20 protein-coding genes and 1 tRNA gene are annotated in these 19,025 nt (G+C 55.6%); 14 read left to right on the forward strand and 7 right to left on the reverse strand.

What is annotated here, in order from left to right; genetic code table 11:
• Window positions 1-7: 7 nt before the first annotated feature.
• From ACJY2G_RS09820 to ACJY2G_RS09830, 3 genes are read left to right on the forward strand one after another with little or no spacing between them, the layout of a single operon-like run.
• Window positions 8-850: a MetQ/NlpA family ABC transporter substrate-binding protein gene (locus ACJY2G_RS09820; protein ID WP_120161831.1), complete on the forward strand. Its 843-nt coding sequence runs from the start codon at window positions 8-10 to the stop codon at window positions 848-850.
• Between the two features lie 11 nt (window positions 851-861).
• Complete coding sequence (locus ACJY2G_RS09825) at window positions 862-2,016, forward strand: methionine ABC transporter ATP-binding protein (protein WP_430319789.1); 1,155 nt, start codon at window positions 862-864, stop codon at window positions 2,014-2,016.
• A complete protein-coding gene (locus tag ACJY2G_RS09830) occupies window positions 1,997-2,653 on the forward strand; it encodes a methionine ABC transporter permease (RefSeq protein WP_430319788.1) in 657 nt (218 codons plus the stop codon). Before ACJY2G_RS09825 ends, ACJY2G_RS09830 begins: the two co-directional genes overlap by 20 nt.
• A gap of 42 nt (window positions 2,654-2,695) precedes the next feature.
• On the opposite strand, the gene ACJY2G_RS09835 is transcribed toward ACJY2G_RS09830, so the two are convergent.
• Window positions 2,696-4,009 carry an NAD(P)/FAD-dependent oxidoreductase gene (locus tag ACJY2G_RS09835; protein WP_430319787.1) on the reverse strand — a complete coding sequence of 438 codons (1,314 nt, stop codon included), beginning with the start codon at window positions 4,007-4,009 and terminating at the stop codon, window positions 2,696-2,698.
• 345 nt (window positions 4,010-4,354) lie between these two features.
• On the opposite strand from ACJY2G_RS09835, the gene ACJY2G_RS09840 reads away from it, so the two are divergent.
• From ACJY2G_RS09840 to ACJY2G_RS09850, 3 genes are all read left to right on the forward strand, one after another.
• On the forward strand, window positions 4,355-4,507 hold the full coding sequence (locus ACJY2G_RS09840) for a Hok/Gef family protein (protein WP_112290661.1): 153 nt from the start codon (window positions 4,355-4,357) through the stop codon (window positions 4,505-4,507).
• Window positions 4,508-4,737: 230 nt separating this feature from the next.
• A complete protein-coding gene (locus tag ACJY2G_RS09845) occupies window positions 4,738-5,097 on the forward strand; it encodes a type II toxin-antitoxin system RelE/ParE family toxin (protein WP_112290660.1) in 360 nt (119 codons plus the stop codon).
• Window positions 5,097-5,399 carry a helix-turn-helix domain-containing protein gene (locus ACJY2G_RS09850; protein WP_120161836.1) on the forward strand — a complete coding sequence of 101 codons (303 nt, stop codon included), beginning with the start codon at window positions 5,097-5,099 and terminating at the stop codon, window positions 5,397-5,399. Before ACJY2G_RS09845 ends, ACJY2G_RS09850 begins: the two co-directional genes overlap by 1 nt.
• A gap of 86 nt (window positions 5,400-5,485) precedes the next feature.
• Here the strand turns inward: ACJY2G_RS09850 and ACJY2G_RS09855 are convergent.
• Window positions 5,486-5,561, reverse strand: a tRNA-Asn gene (locus tag ACJY2G_RS09855).
• 395 nt (window positions 5,562-5,956) lie between these two features.
• On the opposite strand from ACJY2G_RS09855, the gene ACJY2G_RS09860 reads away from it, so the two are divergent.
• The 7 genes from ACJY2G_RS09860 (at window position 5,957) to ACJY2G_RS09890 (ending at window position 13,126) form a co-directional block, all read left to right on the forward strand.
• Window positions 5,957-6,829: a MurR/RpiR family transcriptional regulator gene (locus ACJY2G_RS09860; protein ID WP_120161837.1), complete on the forward strand. Its 873-nt coding sequence runs from the start codon at window positions 5,957-5,959 to the stop codon at window positions 6,827-6,829.
• Window positions 6,830-6,857: 28 nt separating this feature from the next.
• Window positions 6,858-7,439 carry a D-alanyl-D-alanine dipeptidase gene (gene ddpX, locus ACJY2G_RS09865; protein ID WP_430319786.1) on the forward strand — a complete coding sequence of 194 codons (582 nt, stop codon included), beginning with the start codon at window positions 6,858-6,860 and terminating at the stop codon, window positions 7,437-7,439.
• 47 nt (window positions 7,440-7,486) lie between these two features.
• Entirely contained in the window at window positions 7,487-9,067 is a 1,581-nt protein-coding gene (locus ACJY2G_RS09870; RefSeq protein ID WP_430319785.1) for an ABC transporter substrate-binding protein, read from the forward strand.
• 141 nt (window positions 9,068-9,208) lie between these two features.
• A complete protein-coding gene (locus ACJY2G_RS09875) occupies window positions 9,209-10,225 on the forward strand; it encodes an ABC transporter permease (protein WP_120161840.1) in 1,017 nt (338 codons plus the stop codon).
• Between the two features lie 3 nt (window positions 10,226-10,228).
• Window positions 10,229-11,140, forward strand: a complete 912-nt coding sequence (ddpC, locus tag ACJY2G_RS09880) for a D,D-dipeptide ABC transporter permease (protein WP_430319784.1) — start codon at window positions 10,229-10,231, stop codon at window positions 11,138-11,140.
• A gap of 1 nt (window position 11,141) precedes the next feature.
• Window positions 11,142-12,170 (forward strand): ABC transporter ATP-binding protein, encoded by a 1,029-nt coding sequence (locus tag ACJY2G_RS09885; protein ID WP_430319783.1) that lies wholly within the window; start codon window positions 11,142-11,144, stop codon window positions 12,168-12,170.
• The gene (locus ACJY2G_RS09890; RefSeq protein ID WP_120161843.1) at window positions 12,170-13,126 is read left to right on the forward strand and encodes an oligopeptide/dipeptide ABC transporter ATP-binding protein; all 957 of its coding nucleotides are present in this window, start codon (window positions 12,170-12,172) and stop codon (window positions 13,124-13,126) included. The genes ACJY2G_RS09885 and ACJY2G_RS09890 overlap by 1 nt, the downstream gene beginning before the upstream one ends.
• A gap of 202 nt (window positions 13,127-13,328) precedes the next feature.
• Here ACJY2G_RS09890 and ACJY2G_RS09895 read toward each other — a convergent pair whose 3' ends face one another.
• From ACJY2G_RS09895 to galB, 4 genes are read right to left on the reverse strand one after another with little or no spacing between them, the layout of a single operon-like run.
• Window positions 13,329-14,213, reverse strand: coding sequence for a DUF1932 domain-containing protein (locus ACJY2G_RS09895; protein WP_430319782.1), 885 nt, complete (start codon window positions 14,211-14,213; stop codon window positions 13,329-13,331).
• On the reverse strand, window positions 14,206-15,330 hold the full coding sequence (locus tag ACJY2G_RS09900; protein WP_430319781.1) for a 4-oxalomesaconate tautomerase: 1,125 nt from the start codon (window positions 15,328-15,330) through the stop codon (window positions 14,206-14,208). The genes ACJY2G_RS09895 and ACJY2G_RS09900 overlap by 8 nt, the downstream gene beginning before the upstream one ends.
• Window positions 15,331-15,339: 9 nt before the next feature.
• The gene (locus ACJY2G_RS09905) at window positions 15,340-16,065 is read right to left on the reverse strand and encodes a 4-carboxy-4-hydroxy-2-oxoadipate aldolase/oxaloacetate decarboxylase (RefSeq protein ID WP_279919117.1); all 726 of its coding nucleotides are present in this window, start codon (window positions 16,063-16,065) and stop codon (window positions 15,340-15,342) included.
• Window positions 16,062-16,808: a 4-oxalmesaconate hydratase gene (galB, locus tag ACJY2G_RS09910; RefSeq protein ID WP_129638605.1), complete on the reverse strand. Its 747-nt coding sequence runs from the start codon at window positions 16,806-16,808 to the stop codon at window positions 16,062-16,064. Before galB ends, ACJY2G_RS09905 begins: the two co-directional genes overlap by 4 nt.
• Window positions 16,809-17,083: 275 nt before the next feature.
• Here galB and ACJY2G_RS09915 point away from each other — a divergent pair, with 275 nt between their 5' ends.
• Entirely contained in the window at window positions 17,084-18,301 is a 1,218-nt protein-coding gene (locus tag ACJY2G_RS09915) for a LysR family transcriptional regulator (protein WP_120161847.1), read from the forward strand.
• Window positions 18,302-18,573: 272 nt separating this feature from the next.
• On the opposite strand, the gene aroQ is transcribed toward ACJY2G_RS09915, so the two are convergent.
• Window positions 18,574-19,014, reverse strand: coding sequence for a type II 3-dehydroquinate dehydratase (gene aroQ, locus ACJY2G_RS09920; protein WP_430319780.1), 441 nt, complete (start codon window positions 19,012-19,014; stop codon window positions 18,574-18,576).
• Window positions 19,015-19,025 lie beyond the last annotated feature (11 nt).

The following is a 19,025-nucleotide window of genomic DNA, read 5'->3' on the forward strand; positions in this document are numbered from 1 at the left end:
ATACTCTATGCGCAAGACATTTAACAACTCGAAGACCCGTATTAACCGTGCATTTTTGCTGGCCGCGACTTCAGCCGCCATTTTTTCCGCCAGCGTTCTGGCGCCGCTGAGCGCAGCACATGCCGCCGACAAAACGACCATTAAAGTCGGCATTATCAGCGGGGAAGATGAAGATGTCTGGCGCGAAGTGGTTAAACAGGCGGCAGCGAAAGGGCTGACCGTCAAACCAGTTATATTCAATGATTACAATCAGCCGAACGAAGCGCTGCAAAACGGGGAAGTGGATGCCAACGCCTTCCAGCATCAGCCTTTCCTCGACAATCAGATCAAGGTAAATCACTACAATATCGTGCGCGTGGGCGACACCGCCGTGTGGCCAATCGGTTTGTATTCCAAAAAAGTAAAATCAGCCGACGAACTGAAAGAAGGCTCGGTGATTGGTGTGCCGAACGATCCGTCGAACGAAGCGCGCGGCCTGATCCTGCTCCAGCAATCTGGCGTCATTAAGCTCAAACCCGGTGCCGGTATTTTTGCGACAACCGCGGACATCACTGAGAACCCGCGCCATGTGGTCATCAAAGAGCTGGATTCCGGCATTATTGGCCGTTCCGTACCTGATTTAGACGCGGCAATTGTCAACACCGACTGGGCGCTGAAAAGTGGCCTGACGCCTGCGGACCGTATCGCGCAGGAGCCGGTAAAAGGCAACCCTTACAATAACTTCATCGCGGTGAAGACAGAAAATGTTAACGCGCCATGGGTGAAAACGCTGGTCAGTGCTTACCAGAATGATGCCGTCAAACAGGAGTTTGATAAGGTTTATAAAGGCACTGGCGTGACGGCCTGGTAAGGATGTAAAGCATGACGATCCTCTCTGAAACTGGCGTGCAATTCACCGCGACGCCTTCAGATAACCACGATGCCCGCCCGGTGAACGCCGGGCTGTTCACAGATACCGGCAGGGACGTGGCGCACACAGGCACGGAGAATGTCGTCCGTCTGCACCGCGTCAGCCGCAAGTTTGGTACGACGCAGGCGCTGAAAGAGGTTTCGCTGACGGTCCGGCGGGGCGAAATCCTCGGCATTATCGGACGAAGCGGAGCGGGTAAATCGACGCTGATCCGCTGCCTTAACGGCCTCGAGCAGCCTGATGAAGGCGTGATTGAAATCGAAGGGCGTCCGATTACCGGCCTCAGCGAAAAAGCCTTGCAGGCTGTGCGCAGTCGCGTCGGAATGGTATTTCAGCACTTTAATTTGCTCTCAGCCAAAACCGTTGAGCAAAACGTCGCGCTGCCGCTGAAAATTGCCGGATACGATAAGGCACGGCGTCAGGCGCGCGTCGCCGAATTGCTGGCGCTGGTGGGGCTGGAGGACAAAGCTAAAAACTATCCGGCGGCTTTATCCGGCGGGCAGAAACAGCGCGTCGGTATAGCCCGTGCGCTGGCGGCCAATCCGGCGCTTTTGCTCTGCGATGAAGCGACGTCGGCGCTGGATCCTGAAACGACGCGTTCGATTCTGGCACTGCTGCAATCGCTTAATCAGAAACTCGGTATCACCATTTTGCTGATCACACATGAGATGGAAGTGATCAAAAAAATCGCGCATCGCGTGGCAGTGATTAATGTCGGCGAAATTATCGAGGAAGGGCCGGTGTGGCAGGTGTTTGCGCATCCGCAATCCCCGCTGACCCGAACGTTGTTGCAGGGTTTACTGCCACAACTGCCGGAAGCGCTGGCCGAACGCTTGTCACCGGTACGTCAGGGCGAGGCGATATACAGCGTTCAGTATGCCGAACAGGGCAGGCAGGGCGAAATCCTCACGCAGATGGCGACCGCTTTACCAGGCAAATTCCGGCTGATTCAGGGCGGTGTCGATCATATCCAGCATTACGCCGTCGTGCGTTTCTTCTTCTCAGTGCCGGCGAACGATTCGGCGTCTGAGCAGGTTGTTTTAGACTGGCTGCAACAGCACCAGGCCACTGTGGAGCTGACAGGTTATGTCTCCGGTAATGATTGATTTGCTGATTAACGCCATCGAAGAAACGTTATTGATGACCGCAATTTCCGGGCTGTTTTCGCTGTTCGCCGGTTTGCCGCTGGGTCTGATTCTGGTGATGAGCAGTCCCGGCGGAATTGCCGAAAATCGCTGGGTTAACCGCTCGCTCGGGCTGGTCATTAACGGATTCCGTTCGCTGCCATTTATCATTTTGCTGGTAGCACTGATCCCGGTTACCCGTTTTCTGGTCGGTACGTCTCTCGGTACCTGGGCGGCGATTGTGCCGTTGTCGATCACGGCAACGCCGTATTTCGCCCGTGTGGCTGAAGTTTCGTTGCGGGATGTCGATCGCGGTCTGATTGACGCGGTTCGCGCGATGGGAGCCAGCAAATTGCGTATTGTCTGGGATGTGCTGATCCCTGAAGCGTTGCCGGGGATATTGTCCGGATTTGTCGTCACGCTGGTGGCGCTGATTGGTGCTTCGGCTATGGCGGGTGCTATCGGCGCTGGCGGACTGGGCGACCTGGCAATCCGTTACGGCTATCAGCGGTTTGAAACGGTAGTGATGATTGAAGTGATCGTCGTTCTGATTGTGATGGTGTGTGGCATTCAGTGGCTGGGAGATCGCGTTGTGGCGCGCGTGGATAAGCGTCATTAACAAAGCCGGTCGTCAGCGTATGGCGACCGGCAGGTTCTGGGTTTACATTTCAGTGCGTGAGCGCCAGCGTTCACGCGCCATAAAGCCTTTCACTCCGGCATCCAGGAACGGGCGCGGCGGCAGATAACTGGCGCGCCCGATGCCCTGCATATCGGCCAGCAGCGGATTATCTTCTCCCAGCGCATACTCTGCCAGCAATCGCCCGAACGCGCTTTGCTTGGAACTACCCGAGCCATTGCAGCCCGCCGACGAATACACGTTCGGTCCAATATTCCCCCAAACCGGCGCGCCGTTACGCGTAATACTGATCAGCCCCGACCAGGTGTAGGCCATATTGACGTCCTGCAACTGCGGATAAATGCGGGCAAATAATTCCTGATGGCGGCGTGCATGACGGCCAGTTTCGACCGCACTGGTCACCAGACCCGGCGTAAAGTTAACGTGTTCGCGGATCAGGAAACGGTGGTCAGCGGTATAACGCAACGTTGCGCCCGCCAGCGCATTCACCGGTGTCGAGCCCCACGGCGCTATATCGCCAATACGTGCGCGTTGTTCCGGCCTGAGCGGTTCGGTCAATGTGGCAAAGGTCGACATGGCAAAAACGTTGCCTTTGAACAAGGGTAACCCGCGTGCCGCACCGTTGATCGCCAGCATCAGTTTACCCGCGCGCACTTCGCCATGCGGCGTTTCTGCGCGGATACTGCCCTGTGTGTCAATCTGCAACGCGGGCGAGTTAGCATAAACCGTGACGTTCGGGGGCAGCGTTGCCACCAGACCGCTGATCAGCGCAGCCGGATTCACCAGAATACAGTTGGGCGTGTACACCGCGCTGCGGTAGAAATCTGTTCCCAGACGCTGGCGTAGTGCGGCTCTGTCCAGCAGCTCAAAGCTTTCGCCGAGCGTAGTGAGTTCCTGCTGATAATGCGTGATTTCACCGTCAAACTGCTCGCTGACGGCGCAATGGTATTTCCCCGAATTCAGCCAGTCGCACGCAATATCATGCGTATCGACGGTCTCTTTCAGATGATGCAGACCGTACTGCAACAGACGCCGGTACGCATTGGCGTGTTCCAGCTCAGCCGATGTGCTGCCGACGGTATGCGGTAAATCAATCACAAAGCCTGAATTGCGCGCCGAGGCGTTATCGGCGACGTCCAGCGCCTCAAGCACCACGACATGCTCATGCGGGCGAAGCTCTGCGATACGACGTGCAAACGCCAGTCCGGCGAAACCAGCGCCGATCACCAGCCAGTCAGCCGTCACTGCGCCACGTAAAGCAGGATGACGGCGTATGTTCCCGCGCAGTGCCGCCCAGCCATTAATATTTTGATCAAGAGGTAAATGTTTAATTTTCATCGTTATGTGAGGTCGTTATCCCGGGTGGTGCGATCCTAAGGGATAGCCGTTTAGATGTCTAATGCGGATTGATGATAAGGATATATTGCAGAAAGCGCAGGGGGGGATTCTGGTTTAAATTAGGACAAAGTGCAGCCAGGTTGATGGGATTTTGTACAGCGGGAGCTGCTAGAATGCGTGCGGGTGCTTGAGGCTTATTTGGCTTGAGCAGAAATAAATAATAGTTGCTCAAGGCGTAATAAGACGAAAGCCCCAGGGGATTTTTCAATCAACCCGGGGCTATCCCTGCACGTCTAAGCAACTGCAGGATAGCCTCTTAAAAGCAGAAATGCAACGGAGGGCAAGATGTCGCGAAAGCTTGTGTTACACGGACTCATCGTGGTTTGTTTCACATTGCTGGCCTGGACCTGGATGGTGCGTGATTCGCTCTGCGAGTTACATATCAAACAGGGTATGACAGAGATTGCGGCAGTCTTAAGCTACGAAATTAAGAGCTAACCGTAAGGTGGGGTTCGCCCCACCTTTTTGGTTGTTGACGAAGCATGTTGGCCTCAGGCACCCATTCTTATTATCTTCTCCGTCCGAATTTTGTCTTCATCGCTCGAATTTCTGGAAGACGTCTTCCGTATTTATACCTTCCGCCTTGTGACGATACCCTCCGGGCAGTACTTTTCGATTATAGCATTTGACCTATATAGCATTTAACCTATAATCGACAAGGAGTCGCTGTGTGGATAATTAATACGACAGAAAGATTTGATGGCTGGTTTGATGGTCTCGATGATGTTGAGCAGGCGAGTGTACTGGCTTTGGCGATCGTCTTAAAAGACAAAGGCCCTGCATTATCCAGGCCTTACGCGGATACAGTGAATAACTCCTGTCATCGCAATATGAAAGAACTGCGTATACAGAGTAAAGGCGAACCCATCCGGGCGTTTTTTGCTTTTGACCCTTTACGCAGAGGTATATTGCTTTGCGCTGGACACAAAGCCGGAAATGAAAAACGATTTTATGATGTCATGATACCGGTTGCCGATAATGAATTTTCCCGGCACCTGAATACGATAATAGAAAAGGAATTACCTTAATGAGCAGAACCCTTGAACAGTTACTGGCATCGGTAAAACCTGAGGTCGCCGCGCAGGCACAGGCAATGGCCGCCGATATTTTGATTACTATTGAGCTGGCCGAACTGCGTGAAAGAATGAACAAAACACAATGTGAGATGGCTGAAACGTTGGGCATTAAACAGCCGACGGTTGCGGGTATAGAAAAGCCGGGCCGTGACCTGAAATTATCGACGTTGAAGCGGTATGTAGAAGCGGCTGGTGGCAAGCTACGTTTGGAAATCGATCTGCCGGACGGCAGCCATTTCGGATTTGCTATGTAAGGGCGGGGTATTACGCTAACTGTTTCGGGCATGCAATCAGAAAGCAAAAAGCCCGCTTAAGTTTCCTTAAGCGGGCTTTTCTAATTTGGCTCCTCTGACTGGACTCGAACCAGTGACATACGGATTAACAGTCCGCCGTTCTACCGACTGAACTACAGAGGAATCGTTTGAACGGGGCGAATAATAGCGACTGCCCCGAAGCATGTCAAAGGGTTAACGCAAAAAGTTGCCCAACTGCTGTCTTAATATTCAACTTGTTGAGTATTAAGACAAAGTGATGAAAACCTCTGCCAGTTATTCCCCTCTTCGCGTTATTTCACTGACGGACTGCACTAAAAGCAAACACAAGTTGCCTGATTGTTGTGCAGCCGTTATCGACAAGTTTGATTCTGGCCGAACTTCTGCACGTTTTTTGCCAGATACCCGCCATAAAAACGTCATAAATTCAGATCTGCTGCACAAATTTCACTCATTTTTGGGAACTGGCACACCCCGTGCATTGTTATTTTGCTAACAGCAGCTAGTTTTTTGACAATAAAGCAACAAAGGATTAACCGATGCAGCCAGCGCAGGATGTGATCGAGCAACTCGAAGCTTCGTTCGCCGTGCAGACACCAACGGGTAAACGCATTGCCAGTTATTTGCTGGCCAATCTGTCGCAGATCCCTTTTGAAACTGCGGACAGCATTGCGCGAAGCGCGGCGACCAGCGGGATTTCTGTCGGGCGTTATCTGCGCAGCCTCGGTTATCGCAATCTGGATCATTTCAAGCAAACGTTGCGTCTGCAAAGCGGCACCTCTTATCAGCCGTGGGTGGTCACCGATCGTCTTGGCGCGTATCGCGAACGCAGTAAACAGCCGCAACAGGAAAAGCTGCAACAGTCACTGGCGCTTGAGCTGGAAGCCATTAATCACGTGTACCAGCTGGCGCAGACGGACAGTTTTGCCCTGGTCAGCCGCCGTCTGGCCGATGCGGAGGCAGTGTTTATTCTCGGCATTCAGTCGGTGCGGGGTATCGCGAATAACTTTTCCAGCTATCTCGAGTATTTACGGCCAAAAGTGTATTTCGCTGACGGACTTTCGGGCACCTACGTCGAATCCCTGAATTCAGAATTCGCACAGCCGTATCTGGTGGTCACCGACACCCGCGCGTATTCGAAGATGGCGCAAACCTATTGCGAAGCGGCCTGCGAACGCGGGCTGAACGTGGCACTGATCACCGACATTTATTGTCCGTGGGCGCGCGATTATCCGGTGGATTTGTTGCAGGTGAAAACTGACACCGGTCAGTTCTGGGATTCGATGGCGCCGCTAAGCTGCCTGTTCAATCTGCTGTGTTCCGCGGTGCTCGAACTGCGCGGCAATGAGGTGGAACAGCGTCTGGCCAGCAACCGGATCCTGCAAAAACAGCTTGGACAATTTGAATCCTGAACTTCTAACCCAGCGGAAAGATTTATTGATGAATACGAAAACACCTGATGTTGCCCTGGTCGATCTGGCTGAAATTCTGCCCGATGCGGTGATCGACCTGAAATACGCCACTGCCGATAACCTGACTGGTAAGCCGATTTATCGCGAATCCCGCTGCCTGTTACATCCCGATGCGGCCGCCGCGCTGAGGCGTTGTAACGACGTAGCAAAGCTGGCCGGATTCACGTTGAAAATCTATGACGCTTACCGGCCACAGGCGGCGCAGGCCTGTTTGTGGGCGGCGTTTCCCAATCCGGATTATGTCGTGGATATCAAACTCGGTTCGCACCACAGCCGCGGTGTAGCGGTGGATCTGACCTTGCTGGATGAGCAGGGTGACGTGGTGAATATGGGCGCGGACTTTGATGAAATGACTGAAGTTTCGCACCCGTTTTATCCCGATTTACCGCCGCAAATTCAGCGTAACCGTCTGTTGCTCAACGCCGTCATGGCAGCGGGCGGCTTTAAGGGGATCACCAGCGAGTGGTGGCACTTTGAATTACCGGATGCCAAAACGTATCCGTTGTTGGAAGAGCGGTTCGGCTGTTATCCGCCGGTGAATGCCGCGTAATTATTGCACGTCTCTTATCACTTTTTGACAGAGCCAGGAGTTCTCCGATGAGCAACACAGCAATCAACACGTTCCGCAAAAATACGAAAACACAGGTCGCCGGTGCCATTTTTCTCGCCTTGTCAGGCTTAAGCTTTGCCGCGCAGGCTGCCGTGCCAAAAGACATGCTGGTGATTGGTAAAGCGGCGGATCCGCAAACGCTGGATCCTGCGGTGACTATCGACAACAACGACTGGACAGTCACGTATCCGGCGTATCAGCGCCTGGTGCAGTATAAAACCGAAGACGGCAAAGGCTCGACGCAGGTGGAAGGGGATCTGGCGGCGAGCTGGACGGCGTCACCGGACCAACTGGTCTGGACGTTCAAACTCAAACCGGGCGCTAAATTTGATGACGGTTCCGACGTCAATGCTGACGCGGTGAAATGGTCGTTCGAGCGTCTGATGAAGATCGGTCAGGGGCCGTCGGAAGCTTTCCCGAAAGACATGACGGTTACGGTGGTCGATCCGATGACGGTGACCTTTACGCTGAAAACGCCGTTCGCGCCATTCCTCTATACGCTGGCAAATGACGGCGCAGGCATCGTGAATCCGGCAATTGCCAAAGCCAATCCTGCTGATGAAGGCAAGGCGTGGCTGGCGGGTCATACTGCCGGCTCCGGCCCTTATAAACTCGATCGCTGGCAGAAAGGTCAGCAACTGGTGATGGTGCCGAATCCGCATTACAACGGCACGAAACCGGCGTTTAAACGTGTGACCGTGAAAATTATCGGTGAAAGTGCTACCCGCCGCCTGCAACTGTCGCGCGGGGATCTGGATATCGCCGACTCCCTGCCGATGGACCAGCTGGCTGCGCTGAAGAAAGAAGACAAAGTCGCGGTTGAAGAATTCCCTTCATTGCGCGTGACCTATTTGTATCTCAATAACGCCAAAGCGCCGCTGAATCAGGTGGATTTACGCCGCGCAATTTCTTCTGCCGTGGATTATCAGGGCATGGTGAAGGGCATTCTCGGCGGTAATGCTAAGCAAATGCGCGGGCCAATCCCTGAGGGTATGTGGGGCTTCGACCCGGCGGCGAAACAATACACCTTAGATCTGACGCAGGCTAAAACTGACCTTGAGAAAGTCAAAGACAAGCCACAGACGCTGGACTTCCTGTATTCCGACAACGATCCGAACTGGGAATCCATCGCGCTTGCCGTGCAGGCCAGCCTTGGTCAGGCCGGTATTAACGTGAAGCTGGAAAAGCTGGCTAACGCCACTATGCGAGATCGTATCGGGCAGGGCGATTACGATATTTCGATTGGTAACTGGAGCCCGGATTTCGCCGACCCGTACATGTTTATGAACTACTGGTTTGAGTCCGACAAAAAAGGCCTGCCGGGTAACCGTTCCTTCTACTCAAATCCTGACGTGGATGCGTTGCTGAAAAAAGCTGTGTCAGTCACCGATCAGAAACAGCGCACTGACTACTACCAGCAGGCGCAGAAAATCGTCATTGATGAAGCGGCATACGTTTACCTGTTCCAGAAAAACTATCAGGTGGCGATGAACAAAGACGTTAAAGGCTTTGTTTTCAACCCGATGCTGGAGCAGGTGTTTAACGTTTCACAAATGAGTAAAAAATAAATCCCCGTCATACTTCGAACTGCAGATGCGTTGGCTGCGCTCATTCGCCCCGGTCACAGGGTATATCCATGCTCCCGGGGACTTGTGAGCTTGCCGCCTTCCTGCAGGCCGGATTATTTAGGGGATTGGCTGGGGGGTAGGATGACTTTTTGGACTCTGATTCGACAAAGATGCTGGGGTTTGATTTTGGTGATGGCGGGCGTTTGCGTAATCACTTTTATCATCTCGCATATGATCCCGGGTGACCCGGCGCGCCTGCTGGCGGGCGACCGTGCAAGCAATGAAATGGTCGAACATATCCGTGAGCAACTGGGGCTGAATCAGCCGCTGTACGTGCAGTTTTTCCGCTACGTCAGTGATTTGCTGCACGGCGATTTAGGCACGTCTATCCGTACCGGTCGTCCGGTGCTGGAAGACCTGAAAGCGTTCTTCCCGGCGACGCTTGAACTGGCGGTCAGTGCGCTGTTTCTGGCGATTGTGCTCGGTATTCCGCTTGGCGTGTTATCTGCGGTGTATCGCAATAAATTCCCGGATCATCTTGTGCGTTTGCTTTCCGTGCTGGGGATATCCACGCCTGCATTCTGGCTGGGGCTGGGCGTTATCATCCTGTTCTACGGTCATCTGAACCTGCTGCCGGGCGGCGGAAGGCTGGATGACTGGATGGATCCACCGGCCAATATCACCGGTTTTTATGTCCTCGATTCCCTGCTGACCGGTAACTGGGACGCGTTCTGGAACAGTCTGCAACATCTGGCGATGCCTGCGCTGACGCTGGCGTTTGTCCACATGGGTATCGTGGCGCGGCAAATTCGCTCGGCGATGCTTGAGCAACTGAGCGAAGACTACATCCGCACGGCACGCGCTAACGGGCTTTCCCGCTGGCGTGTGATCCTGAGCCACGCCTTGCCGAATGCGCTGATCCCGTCGGTCACCGTGCTCGGGCTGGCGATGGGTGATTTACTCTACGGCGCGGTGCTGACCGAAACCGTTTTTGCCTGGCCGGGTATGGGGGCATACGTGGTGAACTCGATTCAGGCGCTGGATTTCCCGGCGGTGATGGGCTTTGCGGTGGTGGTGTCGTTCGCGTACGTCATCGTCAATTTATGTGTGGATTTACTGTATGTGTGGATCGATCCGCGCATTGGCCGTGAGGGGTGAGGCATGTCAGTGATTGAACCGGGCATCAATAACCATCGTGCCGAGATTGTGGCACCGGACATCAAACCGCGTTTCGCCAACTGGCGGCGCACATTCCATTTACTGAGCCGCAGTCCGCTGACCATGCTTGGGCTGGCGATCATGCTCATCGTGCTTTTTATCATGATTTTCTCGCCGTGGCTGGTGCCGCATGACCCGAATGCCATCAGCCTGACCGACCGGTTGCAGGCGCCTTCCGCGCAGCACTGGTTTGGTACTGATGAAGTCGGAAGGGACCTGTTCAGCCGCGTCCTGATTGGCAGCCAGCAGTCGGTGGCCGCAGGGCTGGCGGTGGTCATTATCGCGGGCACGATTGGCTCGCTGCTCGGTTGTTTTTCCGGCGTGGTCGGCGGCGTAGTGGACGCGCTGATCATGCGCTGCATGGACATCATGCTGTCGGTACCGTCCCTGGTCTTAACGATGGCACTGGCCGCTGCACTCGGGCCGAGTTTATTTAACGCCATGCTGGCAATCGCCGTGGTGCGTATTCCGTTTTATGTGCGGCTGGCGCGCGGGCAGACACTGATGTTACGGCATCAGGCGTATATGCAGGCCACGCGGACGTTCGGCGCATCGCGCTGGCATCTGATTACCTGGCACGTTTTACGAAACGTAATGCCGCCGCTGGTGGTGCAGGCTTCTCTGGATATCGGCACCTCGATTCTGATGGCCGCGACGCTCGGTTTCATCGGCCTTGGCGCGCAACAACCGACAGCAGAATGGGGCGCGATGGTGTCCAATGGCCGCAATTATATTCTCGATCAGTGGTGGTATTCAGCGTTTCCGGGGGTGGCGATCCTGATCACGGCCACCGGTTTTAACCTGTTCGGCGACGGTCTGCGCGACCTGCTGGATCCGAAAAGCAGAGGGCGCTGAAATGAATGAAAAAAACCAGGCGCCGGTACTTGAAATCGACAATCTGCAACTGGTCTTTCCGGTATACGGCGGCAAAGTCAGCGCACTGAATCAGGTTTCGCTGTCAGTGAACGCCGGCGAAATCGTCGGCGTGGTGGGCGAATCCGGCTCAGGCAAATCGGTCACGGCGATGATGGCGATGCGCCTGCTGCCACCCGATGGTTTTACTGTCACGGGCGGCGCGTTACACATGCTCGGCACCGACGTGGTTCACGCCAGTGAAGAACAGATGCGCACCTTACGCGGCGCTCGCGTGGCGATGATTTTTCAGGAGCCAATGAATGCGCTGAATCCGACACGCAAAATTGGCCGTCAGATGTGCGAAGTCATCTGCCTGCATCAGAAACTCAGCAAGGCGCAGGCATGGCAAAAAGCCATCGGGCTGCTTGATGACATGCAGATTGCCGATGCAGAACAGGTGATGTCGCGCTATCCGTTCGAGCTTTCCGGTGGGATGCGCCAGCGGGTACTAATCGCGATGGCTTTTTCCTGCGAGCCGGAGCTGATTATTGCTGACGAACCCACGACCGCGCTGGACGTTACCGTGCAGCGTCAGGTTTTACGTTTGCTCCAGCGTAAGGCCCGCGCCAGTGGTACCGCCGTGTTATTCATCACCCATGATATGGCGGTGGTGTCGCAGCTTTGCGACCGTGTTTATGTGATGTACGCCGGGCATGTGATTGAAAGCGGCAACACGGCTGACGTGATCGACACGCCGTCGCATCCGTATTCCATCGGCTTATTGCAGGCCGCGCCGGAGAATGGTGAGCCACGTAGCCTGCTGAAAGCCATTCCCGGCACGGTGCCGAATCTGGCAACACTGCCGCAAGGCTGTGCATTTCGCGGGCGCTGCAATCACGCAGACGAGCGTTGTCTGATAACACCTGTGTTGTCACCGCTGACTCAGTTTCCGCTGCAGTCCGTCGCCTGCTGGCATCCGCAGCGTCATGCCGCTGAAATCAACATTCAACGCATTGAGGAGCATTCCTGATGATTGCTGAAGCATTGGTCGAGTTGCAGGATGTGCGCGTGCGGTTCCCGGCCAGTTATAACTGGCGCGGTAAACCTACCGGTTATGTCCATGCGCTGAACGGGCTTGATCTCAATATTATCCGCGGCGAGACGTTAGGGATTGTTGGCGAATCCGGTTGCGGAAAAAGCACGCTGGCACAATTACTGATGGGATTACAAAAACCGAGCAGCGGAGAAATTCACCGTGCCCGCCATGATAATTCCTGGTTTGGTTCCGGTATGCAGATGGTATTTCAGGATCCACAATCGTCGCTTGATCCGCGCCTGCCGGTCTGGCGAATCATCACTGAGCCGGTATATGTGCAGAAACACAACAGCAGCCGCGAACGCCGTGAACTGGCTGTCACATTGGCGGAACAGGTGGGTATTCGCAAAGAATACCTCGACCGTCTTCCGCATGAATTTTCCGGCGGCCAGCGTCAGCGTATTTCCATTGCCCGCGCGCTGTCTTCCGAACCAGACATCATCGTGCTGGATGAACCAACCTCAGCGCTGGATATTTCAGTGCAGGCGCAAATTCTCAATCTGCTGGTTGAACTGCAACGCCAGCGTAATCTGACCTACGTGCTGATTTCCCATAACGTGTCCGTTGTGCGCCACATGAGTGACCGCGTGGCCGTGATGTATCTGGGGCAAATAGTTGAACTGGGCGCGGCGGAAAAAGTGCTGTCCGAGCCGCAGCATCCGTACACCCGGTTGCTGCTCGATTCGGTTCCCCGTGCCGGACGCGCTCTGGATGAGGGGATCGTTGATAAAAAGGGCGAGCTTCCCAGTAACCGTAATCTGCCGATGGGCTGTTATTTTCGCGAACGCTGTCCGCTGGCCGGTGACGGCTGTCAGATGCCGCAGGAGCTTGTCTGCGGGGCAGGTGGGGTGGTAGCGAGGTGTCATCGGGTTATGCCGGAGCGGGTGTAGTTTCTAGCTCCTCCCCCTGCGAAGGGGGAGGCGGGGAGGGGGTATTAATGGCGAAACGATTGTTGAAGTATCCGCCGGGTAAAAACGTGCCAAAGCAAACTTCAACGCTATGATTTCTCTGTAATACCCCACCCCAACCCTCCCCTTCGCAGGGGAGGGAGTTGACCGGTTTTCTCCTCCGGTCAGGTGAGAAAGGGACAACTTATTTTCGTAAAAGATCCACTGTTTTCCCCCAGTCAAACGGCTCCAGATCCGTATATCTTATCCCTTTCGCGCCCAGCGCATCCACCATCCCCTGTTGGGCCAGCACCGTACCGGAGCTCATATTCGGTGCGACGCCGACATCTTCGAGCGTTTTCACCACTTCACGCATTTCCTCGGCGCGGCGTTTGCCATGTTCCGCAATCCGGCTGATGAGATAGTGCGGAAACTGCGCGTTCCAGCCGAGTGTGGGGAAACTAGCATGCAGCGAAGCCAGTACTTCTTGTTCGACGCCGTACTGGCGCGCGGCACTCAGGCATTCGGCGGTCAGCGCTTCCAGACCTTTGATCATCACGCTGCGGCACATTTTGATCGCCGAGGCTTCTCCGACGGTGGTGCTGTGAACGTTGCTGTTAAATCCGGTTTCATTCAGCCATTCGCTGATGGCGTAAACATGCGTGCCACCAAGCAGCAGCGGGGTTTTCAGGCGTGCGGGCGGATAGGGCGCCATCACCGCGACGTCGATATAATTGCCGCCTGCCTGTTCAATCAGCGCCATCGCCTCACGTTTGGTGTGCGGTGAAACGGAATTCAGATCGAGAAAGAACTGTCCGGGGGCGAGGTGCCGGGCGACGGCACCGGCCACTTTCAGCGATTCGGCGGCGGTCACGGCTGAGAATATGATCTGACTGTTTTTCACGGCGTCTTCGACCGACAGCGCAAAGCTCACTCCCGCGTCACGGGCGCGCTGACGGATAACCGCTGAATCGGTCTGCTTATCAAATGCTGCAACGTCCAGCGCCGGATGTTGCTTTTTGAGATCCGTTGCCAGAATGGTGCCGACTTCGCCAAGGCCAATTAAGGTAATGCGGGTCACGTTATTCATGATGGGATTCCTGATGATTGTCCTGATTGCCGTCCCAGATGCTGGCAGGGATCGCGACGCGGCCTTCAAAAATCAGGCGGGCGGTGCGTAACAGTGCGCAGCCTTTCAGGCGCTCTGCACCGGTTTTGGTCGGATCAAGTTGTAATTCCACGCTGAATTCGCCGGTCGGATGTTCCACGCTGATTAACGGCGTGTTGCCTGATGGCGCATGTGCCAGCCCTTCGGTAACAGAACCGGGGATCAGGCAGGCGCTGGCGACGCTGACCGCGCCGAGAACGCCAATCGATGCGTGACATCTGTGTGGGATAAACGTACGGCTGGAGATAGCACCACCGTTTCGCGGTTCGGCAATCAGGGTCATTTTCGGCACGGTACGCTGCGAGACATCGCCGAGATTCATTTTCGGGCCCGCCTGTAAACGGATCGACTCGAGGCGTTTTTTCAGTTCTGTATCAGCATCCAGCTGTTCGCGGGTCTCATAACCACTGCGCCCGAAATCGGCGGCACGCAGCAGAATAACCGGCATGCCGTTGTCGATGCAGGTAACGTCGATACCGTCGAATGTGTCGCGGGCGTTACCCGTCGGCAGCAGTGTGCCGCAACTGGAACCGGCGATATCGGCAAATTCCACGCTGATTTTGGCCGCAGTGCCCGGTACGCCGTCAATGCGCAAATCACCCTGATAGCAAACCTGACCGTCTTCTACAGGCACATGAGCGGTCGCAATCTGGCCGGTATTTTCCATGAAGATCCGCACCGGGGTCATCCCTTCGATCGCGCTGACCAGCTGGCGTTCGAGGGCGAACGGGCCGACGGCGGCCAGAATGTTGCCGCAGTTTTGACCGTAATCTACCACCGCTTTATCGACATTCACCTGCGCAAAAAGGTAATCGACGTCGGCATCAGGTCGCGCCGAAGGGCGGACAATGGCCACTTTGCTGGTCAGCGGATCGGCGCCGCCGAGGCCGTCAATCTGGCGAGGATCGGGTGAACCCATCACCGCCAGCAGCACGTTATCGCGTAAAGTCTGGTCTGCCGGTAAATCATCCGCCAGAAAGAATGCGCCTTTGGACGTGCCGCCGCGCATCAGCAGGCAGGGAATTCGGGTCTGCGGCATATCGGCTCCTCAGCGCTTTTCGGCTTGCTCTAATTCTTCGGTGGAATCGAAATACTTCAGGCCTTTTTCTGCCAGACGCGGGCGCATATTGTAGATATCCAGCCCAAGCTCGCCGTCTGCCATTCTTGCGCGTTTACTTTCTTCCAGCGCTTCACGCTCACGGCTGGCCTGCGCCACTTGCGCGACCTCTTCGCGGCGAACGACCACCACGCCGTCATCATCGGCCACGATGGCATCGCCCGGATACACCAGCTGTCCCGCACAGACCACCGGCACGTTCACGGAGCCGAGTGTTTCCTTGATGGTGCCCTGCGCATGAACCGCACGCGACCAGACGCGGAATCCCATATCGCGCAAAGTTTTGGTATCACGCACGCCGAGATCGGCAACCAGTCCGACAACGCCACGTGCTTTCAGCGACGTTGCCAGTAAATCGCCGAAGAAGCCGTCGGAACAGGGTGAAGTTGGCGCCACAACCAGAATATCGCCCGGCTGACATTGTTCGACGGCGACGTGGAACATCCAGTTATCGCCCGGCGCGGTCAGCACGGTGACCGCGCTGCCTGAAATCGCACAATCCTGTTGAATCGGACGAATGCCTGCCTCCAGCAAACCCTTGCGACCCTGCGCTTCATGTACGGTGGCGACGCCAAAGGCTGCGAGAGCAGTCACGTCCGCTTTATTTGCCCGTGGAATATGGCGAACCACGACGCCTTTTTTGCCGACCAGACTCATGCTAAATCCTCCGTCACGCGCGGGAAGATGCTCTGATAGCCTTCGCCGTAAACGATGTTTTTGGCGCTGGTGATCCCGACATTTCGTTTGGCCTGCACGCCGCGCTGCTGGGCGACGCGGGTGTAGTACTCCCACAAATGTTCCTGACCGGCCATGCACTGGATAGCCTGATATTTCTTGTCCCAGACGTCGGTGATATCGAGCAGAACATCGGGTTTCCAGTCGCACTGTTCCGGCTGATGTGGTTCAAAACAGTAAACCGGCGGCGCGCCGACGATGGTTTCACCCGGTTTATAGCCTTCGGCCTGCGCGATAATCCGCGCTTCCTGCGCCAGATGTGTCGCCATCGGATGATCGTAGTTGTACGGGTCTTTCAGCGAATGGGTCAGCACGAAATGCGGCTGCACGCGGCGGTAAACATCGGCCAGGCGGAACAGCGATTCTTTATCCGCACGCAGCGGATAATCGCCCATATCGAAAAACTCAACGGTGGCACCGAGAATTTCAGCGGCAGCCATGGCTTCTTCGCGACGCGACGCTTTCACGATTTCTTCCGTCATGCTGCCTTTACGCCATAGTTTGGCGGATTCACCGCGCTCGCCGAAAGACAGACAAACGATGTGGACGGCATAACCGGCCTGGGTATGTTTGGCGATGGCACCGCCCGCACGCCAGACGAAATCGGCGGAGTGGGCGCTGACGACTAATGCACTTTTAGAATCATCTTTTTTTGGCTGAGTCATGAGGGTGTCCTTGGTTTTATTGTTCTCAAAATGTCTGAGTTCCATGCTGTCAGCCTGCGCACGTGACGGGTAATTCATTTGAGCGCAGGAGGTATGCATTTTATTTATATAACCGTCATACTTCACATTGCGGATGCGTTGGCTGCGCTCAATCTCCCGAATCACTTACTTATGTAAGCTCATCGGGTGCTCTCGCTTGCCGCCTTCCCGTAACGTGAATTATTTAGGTTATAGTGCTGAGGGATGTCACTGAAAGAAACTGACAGGAGAAGGGGATGGCAGAGTCTGAGATGTTGAGTAATCTGATGCAAATCCGGGCATTTTGTCAGGTTGTCGATCAGGGAAGCGTATCCCGTGCGGCCGATGAGCTTTACCGCACGCAGTCGGCGGTCACGCGGGCGATCCGCGATCTGGAACAGGCGCTCGACGTCCCGCTGTTTGAACGTCATGCCAACGGCATGTTGCTGACCGATTTCGGTAAATGCGTGCTGCCACGTGCGCGGCGTGCGATTGCCGAGCTGCATCAGATCCCCTCGCAGCTGGCGAAATTACAGGGCAAAAGCGGGCAAAGGCGCGGTGATACCGAACCGCTGTATCTGTTTAACGTCCGGCGTTTACAAATTTTTATCTCGCTGTGCAAGACGCGGCATATGCAGACGGTCGCGACGTTGCTTGGTCTCAGCCAGCCCGCGGTCAGTGCCGCCCTGAAAGTGCTGGAAAACGGCGCCGGTCTGGCGCTGCTCGAACGCACGCCGCACGGTATGATGCCGTCGCTGGCCGGGCAGGATATCGTGCCGAACCTGCGCCGCGCGCTCAACGAACTGCGGCACATTCCCGCTGATATTGCCGCCCGCCGCGGTGTGCTGGAAGGTACGGTGCAGGTCGGGGCGTTGCCACTCGGGCGCACGCGGTTACTGCCGCAGGCGATTATCGGTCTGACGCAGCGCTACAGTGGCGTAAAAGTGGTGACCAACGAAAGTGCGTTCAGCGCACTGGCATCGGAACTGCGTTCCGGCGAAGTGGATTTCATTTTTGGCGCGCTGCGCTCCAGTGATTACGCGGCGGATATGGCGACCGAAACCCTGTTCACCGAAAGCATGGTGATACTGGCAAGAAAGGGACATCCGTTGCTGAGCGGCGCAGTGACGCAGGCGCAGTTGCGCGAGGCCCGCTGGGTATTGCCCCGCGCTGAAACGCCCGCCCGACGGCTGCTGGACAACAGTTTTGCCGCCATGAATATGCCGCCGCCCGACCCGGTGGTTGAAAGCGGTGATCTGGGAATTGTACGCGGGCTGTTGCTGGGTTCTGACATGCTGGCAGCGGTGTCCGCCCGCCAGCTGGAGCACGAGCTTGAGTCCGGTGAACTGGTCAAATTGCCGCTGGATCTGGCCGATACGCACCGCGCTATCGGCCTGACATTCCGCGCCGGGAGTTTGCTGTCACCGGCGGCACAAGCACTGGTGGCAGAAATCCGGAAGGTTTGTGCTCAGTAATCCACTACGCCGGATTTTGCCTTTACTCCTCTTCTTCACCGGGAGGGAGTCGATTGAGCCACGCTTTGGGCTTTTGCTTTAGCTCCTCCCCCTGCGAAGGGGGAGGCGGGGAGGGGGTTTTAATGACAAAACCACTGCCTGCGAAAAGGTCAACCTCTTGATTTTGCTGTAATACCCCACCCCAACCCTCCCCTTCGCTGGGGAGGGAGCCGATTGTGCCATACTTCGGGCTTTTGCCTTTGCTCCATCCCCTGCGCAGTTGAGGGTGTTAATCACTTATACAAATTCACCACTGCCTGTCTGATCGCGTATTCGTAGCCCTGAATACCGAACCCGCAGATCACACCGACGGAAACATCGGAAAGAAATGAGTGATGGCGGAAGGCGTCGCGTTTATGCACGTTGGTGATGTGCACTTCATACAGCGGCAGGCTGACGGCGGTCACGGCATCGCGGATGGCGACGGAGGTGTGCGTCCACGCAGCGGCGTTCAGCACAATCGCATCTACTTTTCCACGGCAGGCCTGAATACGGTCAATCAGATCGCCTTCGTGATTGGTCTGGAAGAATTCGATGGTTGCGCCGCAGCTTTCGCCGGTCTGATGACATAACTTTTCGATGGTCGCCAGCGTGTCGTGGCCGTAGGTTTCCGGTTCACGGGTGCCCAGCAGATTGAGATTCGGGCCGTTAAAGACGGCAATTTTGTAATTCATGGTCTTTCCTT

The organism is Rahnella sp. ATs2 (assembly GCF_051851855.1).
Taxonomy (GTDB): Bacteria; Pseudomonadota; Gammaproteobacteria; order Enterobacterales; family Enterobacteriaceae; genus Rahnella; species Rahnella variigena.

Coding starts and splice junctions, on each gene's coding strand:
- ACJY2G_RS09820 (WP_120161831.1), top strand. CDS start 8: ATGCGCAAGACATTTAACAACTCGAAGACCCGTATTAACCGTGCATTT.
- ACJY2G_RS09825 (WP_430319789.1), top strand. CDS start 862: ATGACGATCCTCTCTGAAACTGGCGTGCAATTCACCGCGACGCCTTCA.
- ACJY2G_RS09830 (WP_430319788.1), top strand. CDS start 1,997: ATGTCTCCGGTAATGATTGATTTGCTGATTAACGCCATCGAAGAAACG.
- ACJY2G_RS09835 (WP_430319787.1), bottom strand. CDS start 4,009: ATGAAAATTAAACATTTACCTCTTGATCAAAATATTAATGGCTGGGCG.
- ACJY2G_RS09840 (WP_112290661.1), top strand. CDS start 4,355: ATGTCGCGAAAGCTTGTGTTACACGGACTCATCGTGGTTTGTTTCACA.
- ACJY2G_RS09850 (WP_120161836.1), top strand. CDS start 5,097: ATGAGCAGAACCCTTGAACAGTTACTGGCATCGGTAAAACCTGAGGTC.
- ACJY2G_RS09860 (WP_120161837.1), top strand. CDS start 5,957: ATGCAGCCAGCGCAGGATGTGATCGAGCAACTCGAAGCTTCGTTCGCC.
- ddpX (WP_430319786.1), top strand. CDS start 6,858: ATGAATACGAAAACACCTGATGTTGCCCTGGTCGATCTGGCTGAAATT.
- ACJY2G_RS09870 (WP_430319785.1), top strand. CDS start 7,487: ATGAGCAACACAGCAATCAACACGTTCCGCAAAAATACGAAAACACAG.
- ACJY2G_RS09875 (WP_120161840.1), top strand. CDS start 9,209: ATGACTTTTTGGACTCTGATTCGACAAAGATGCTGGGGTTTGATTTTG.
- ddpC (WP_430319784.1), top strand. CDS start 10,229: ATGTCAGTGATTGAACCGGGCATCAATAACCATCGTGCCGAGATTGTG.
- ACJY2G_RS09885 (WP_430319783.1), top strand. CDS start 11,142: ATGAATGAAAAAAACCAGGCGCCGGTACTTGAAATCGACAATCTGCAA.
- ACJY2G_RS09890 (WP_120161843.1), top strand. CDS start 12,170: ATGATTGCTGAAGCATTGGTCGAGTTGCAGGATGTGCGCGTGCGGTTC.
- ACJY2G_RS09895 (WP_430319782.1), bottom strand. CDS start 14,213: ATGAATAACGTGACCCGCATTACCTTAATTGGCCTTGGCGAAGTCGGC.
- ACJY2G_RS09900 (WP_430319781.1), bottom strand. CDS start 15,330: ATGCCGCAGACCCGAATTCCCTGCCTGCTGATGCGCGGCGGCACGTCC.
- ACJY2G_RS09905 (WP_279919117.1), bottom strand. CDS start 16,065: ATGAGTCTGGTCGGCAAAAAAGGCGTCGTGGTTCGCCATATTCCACGG.
- galB (WP_129638605.1), bottom strand. CDS start 16,808: ATGACTCAGCCAAAAAAAGATGATTCTAAAAGTGCATTAGTCGTCAGC.
- ACJY2G_RS09915 (WP_120161847.1), top strand. CDS start 17,084: ATGGCAGAGTCTGAGATGTTGAGTAATCTGATGCAAATCCGGGCATTT.
- aroQ (WP_430319780.1), bottom strand. CDS start 19,014: ATGAATTACAAAATTGCCGTCTTTAACGGCCCGAATCTCAATCTGCTG.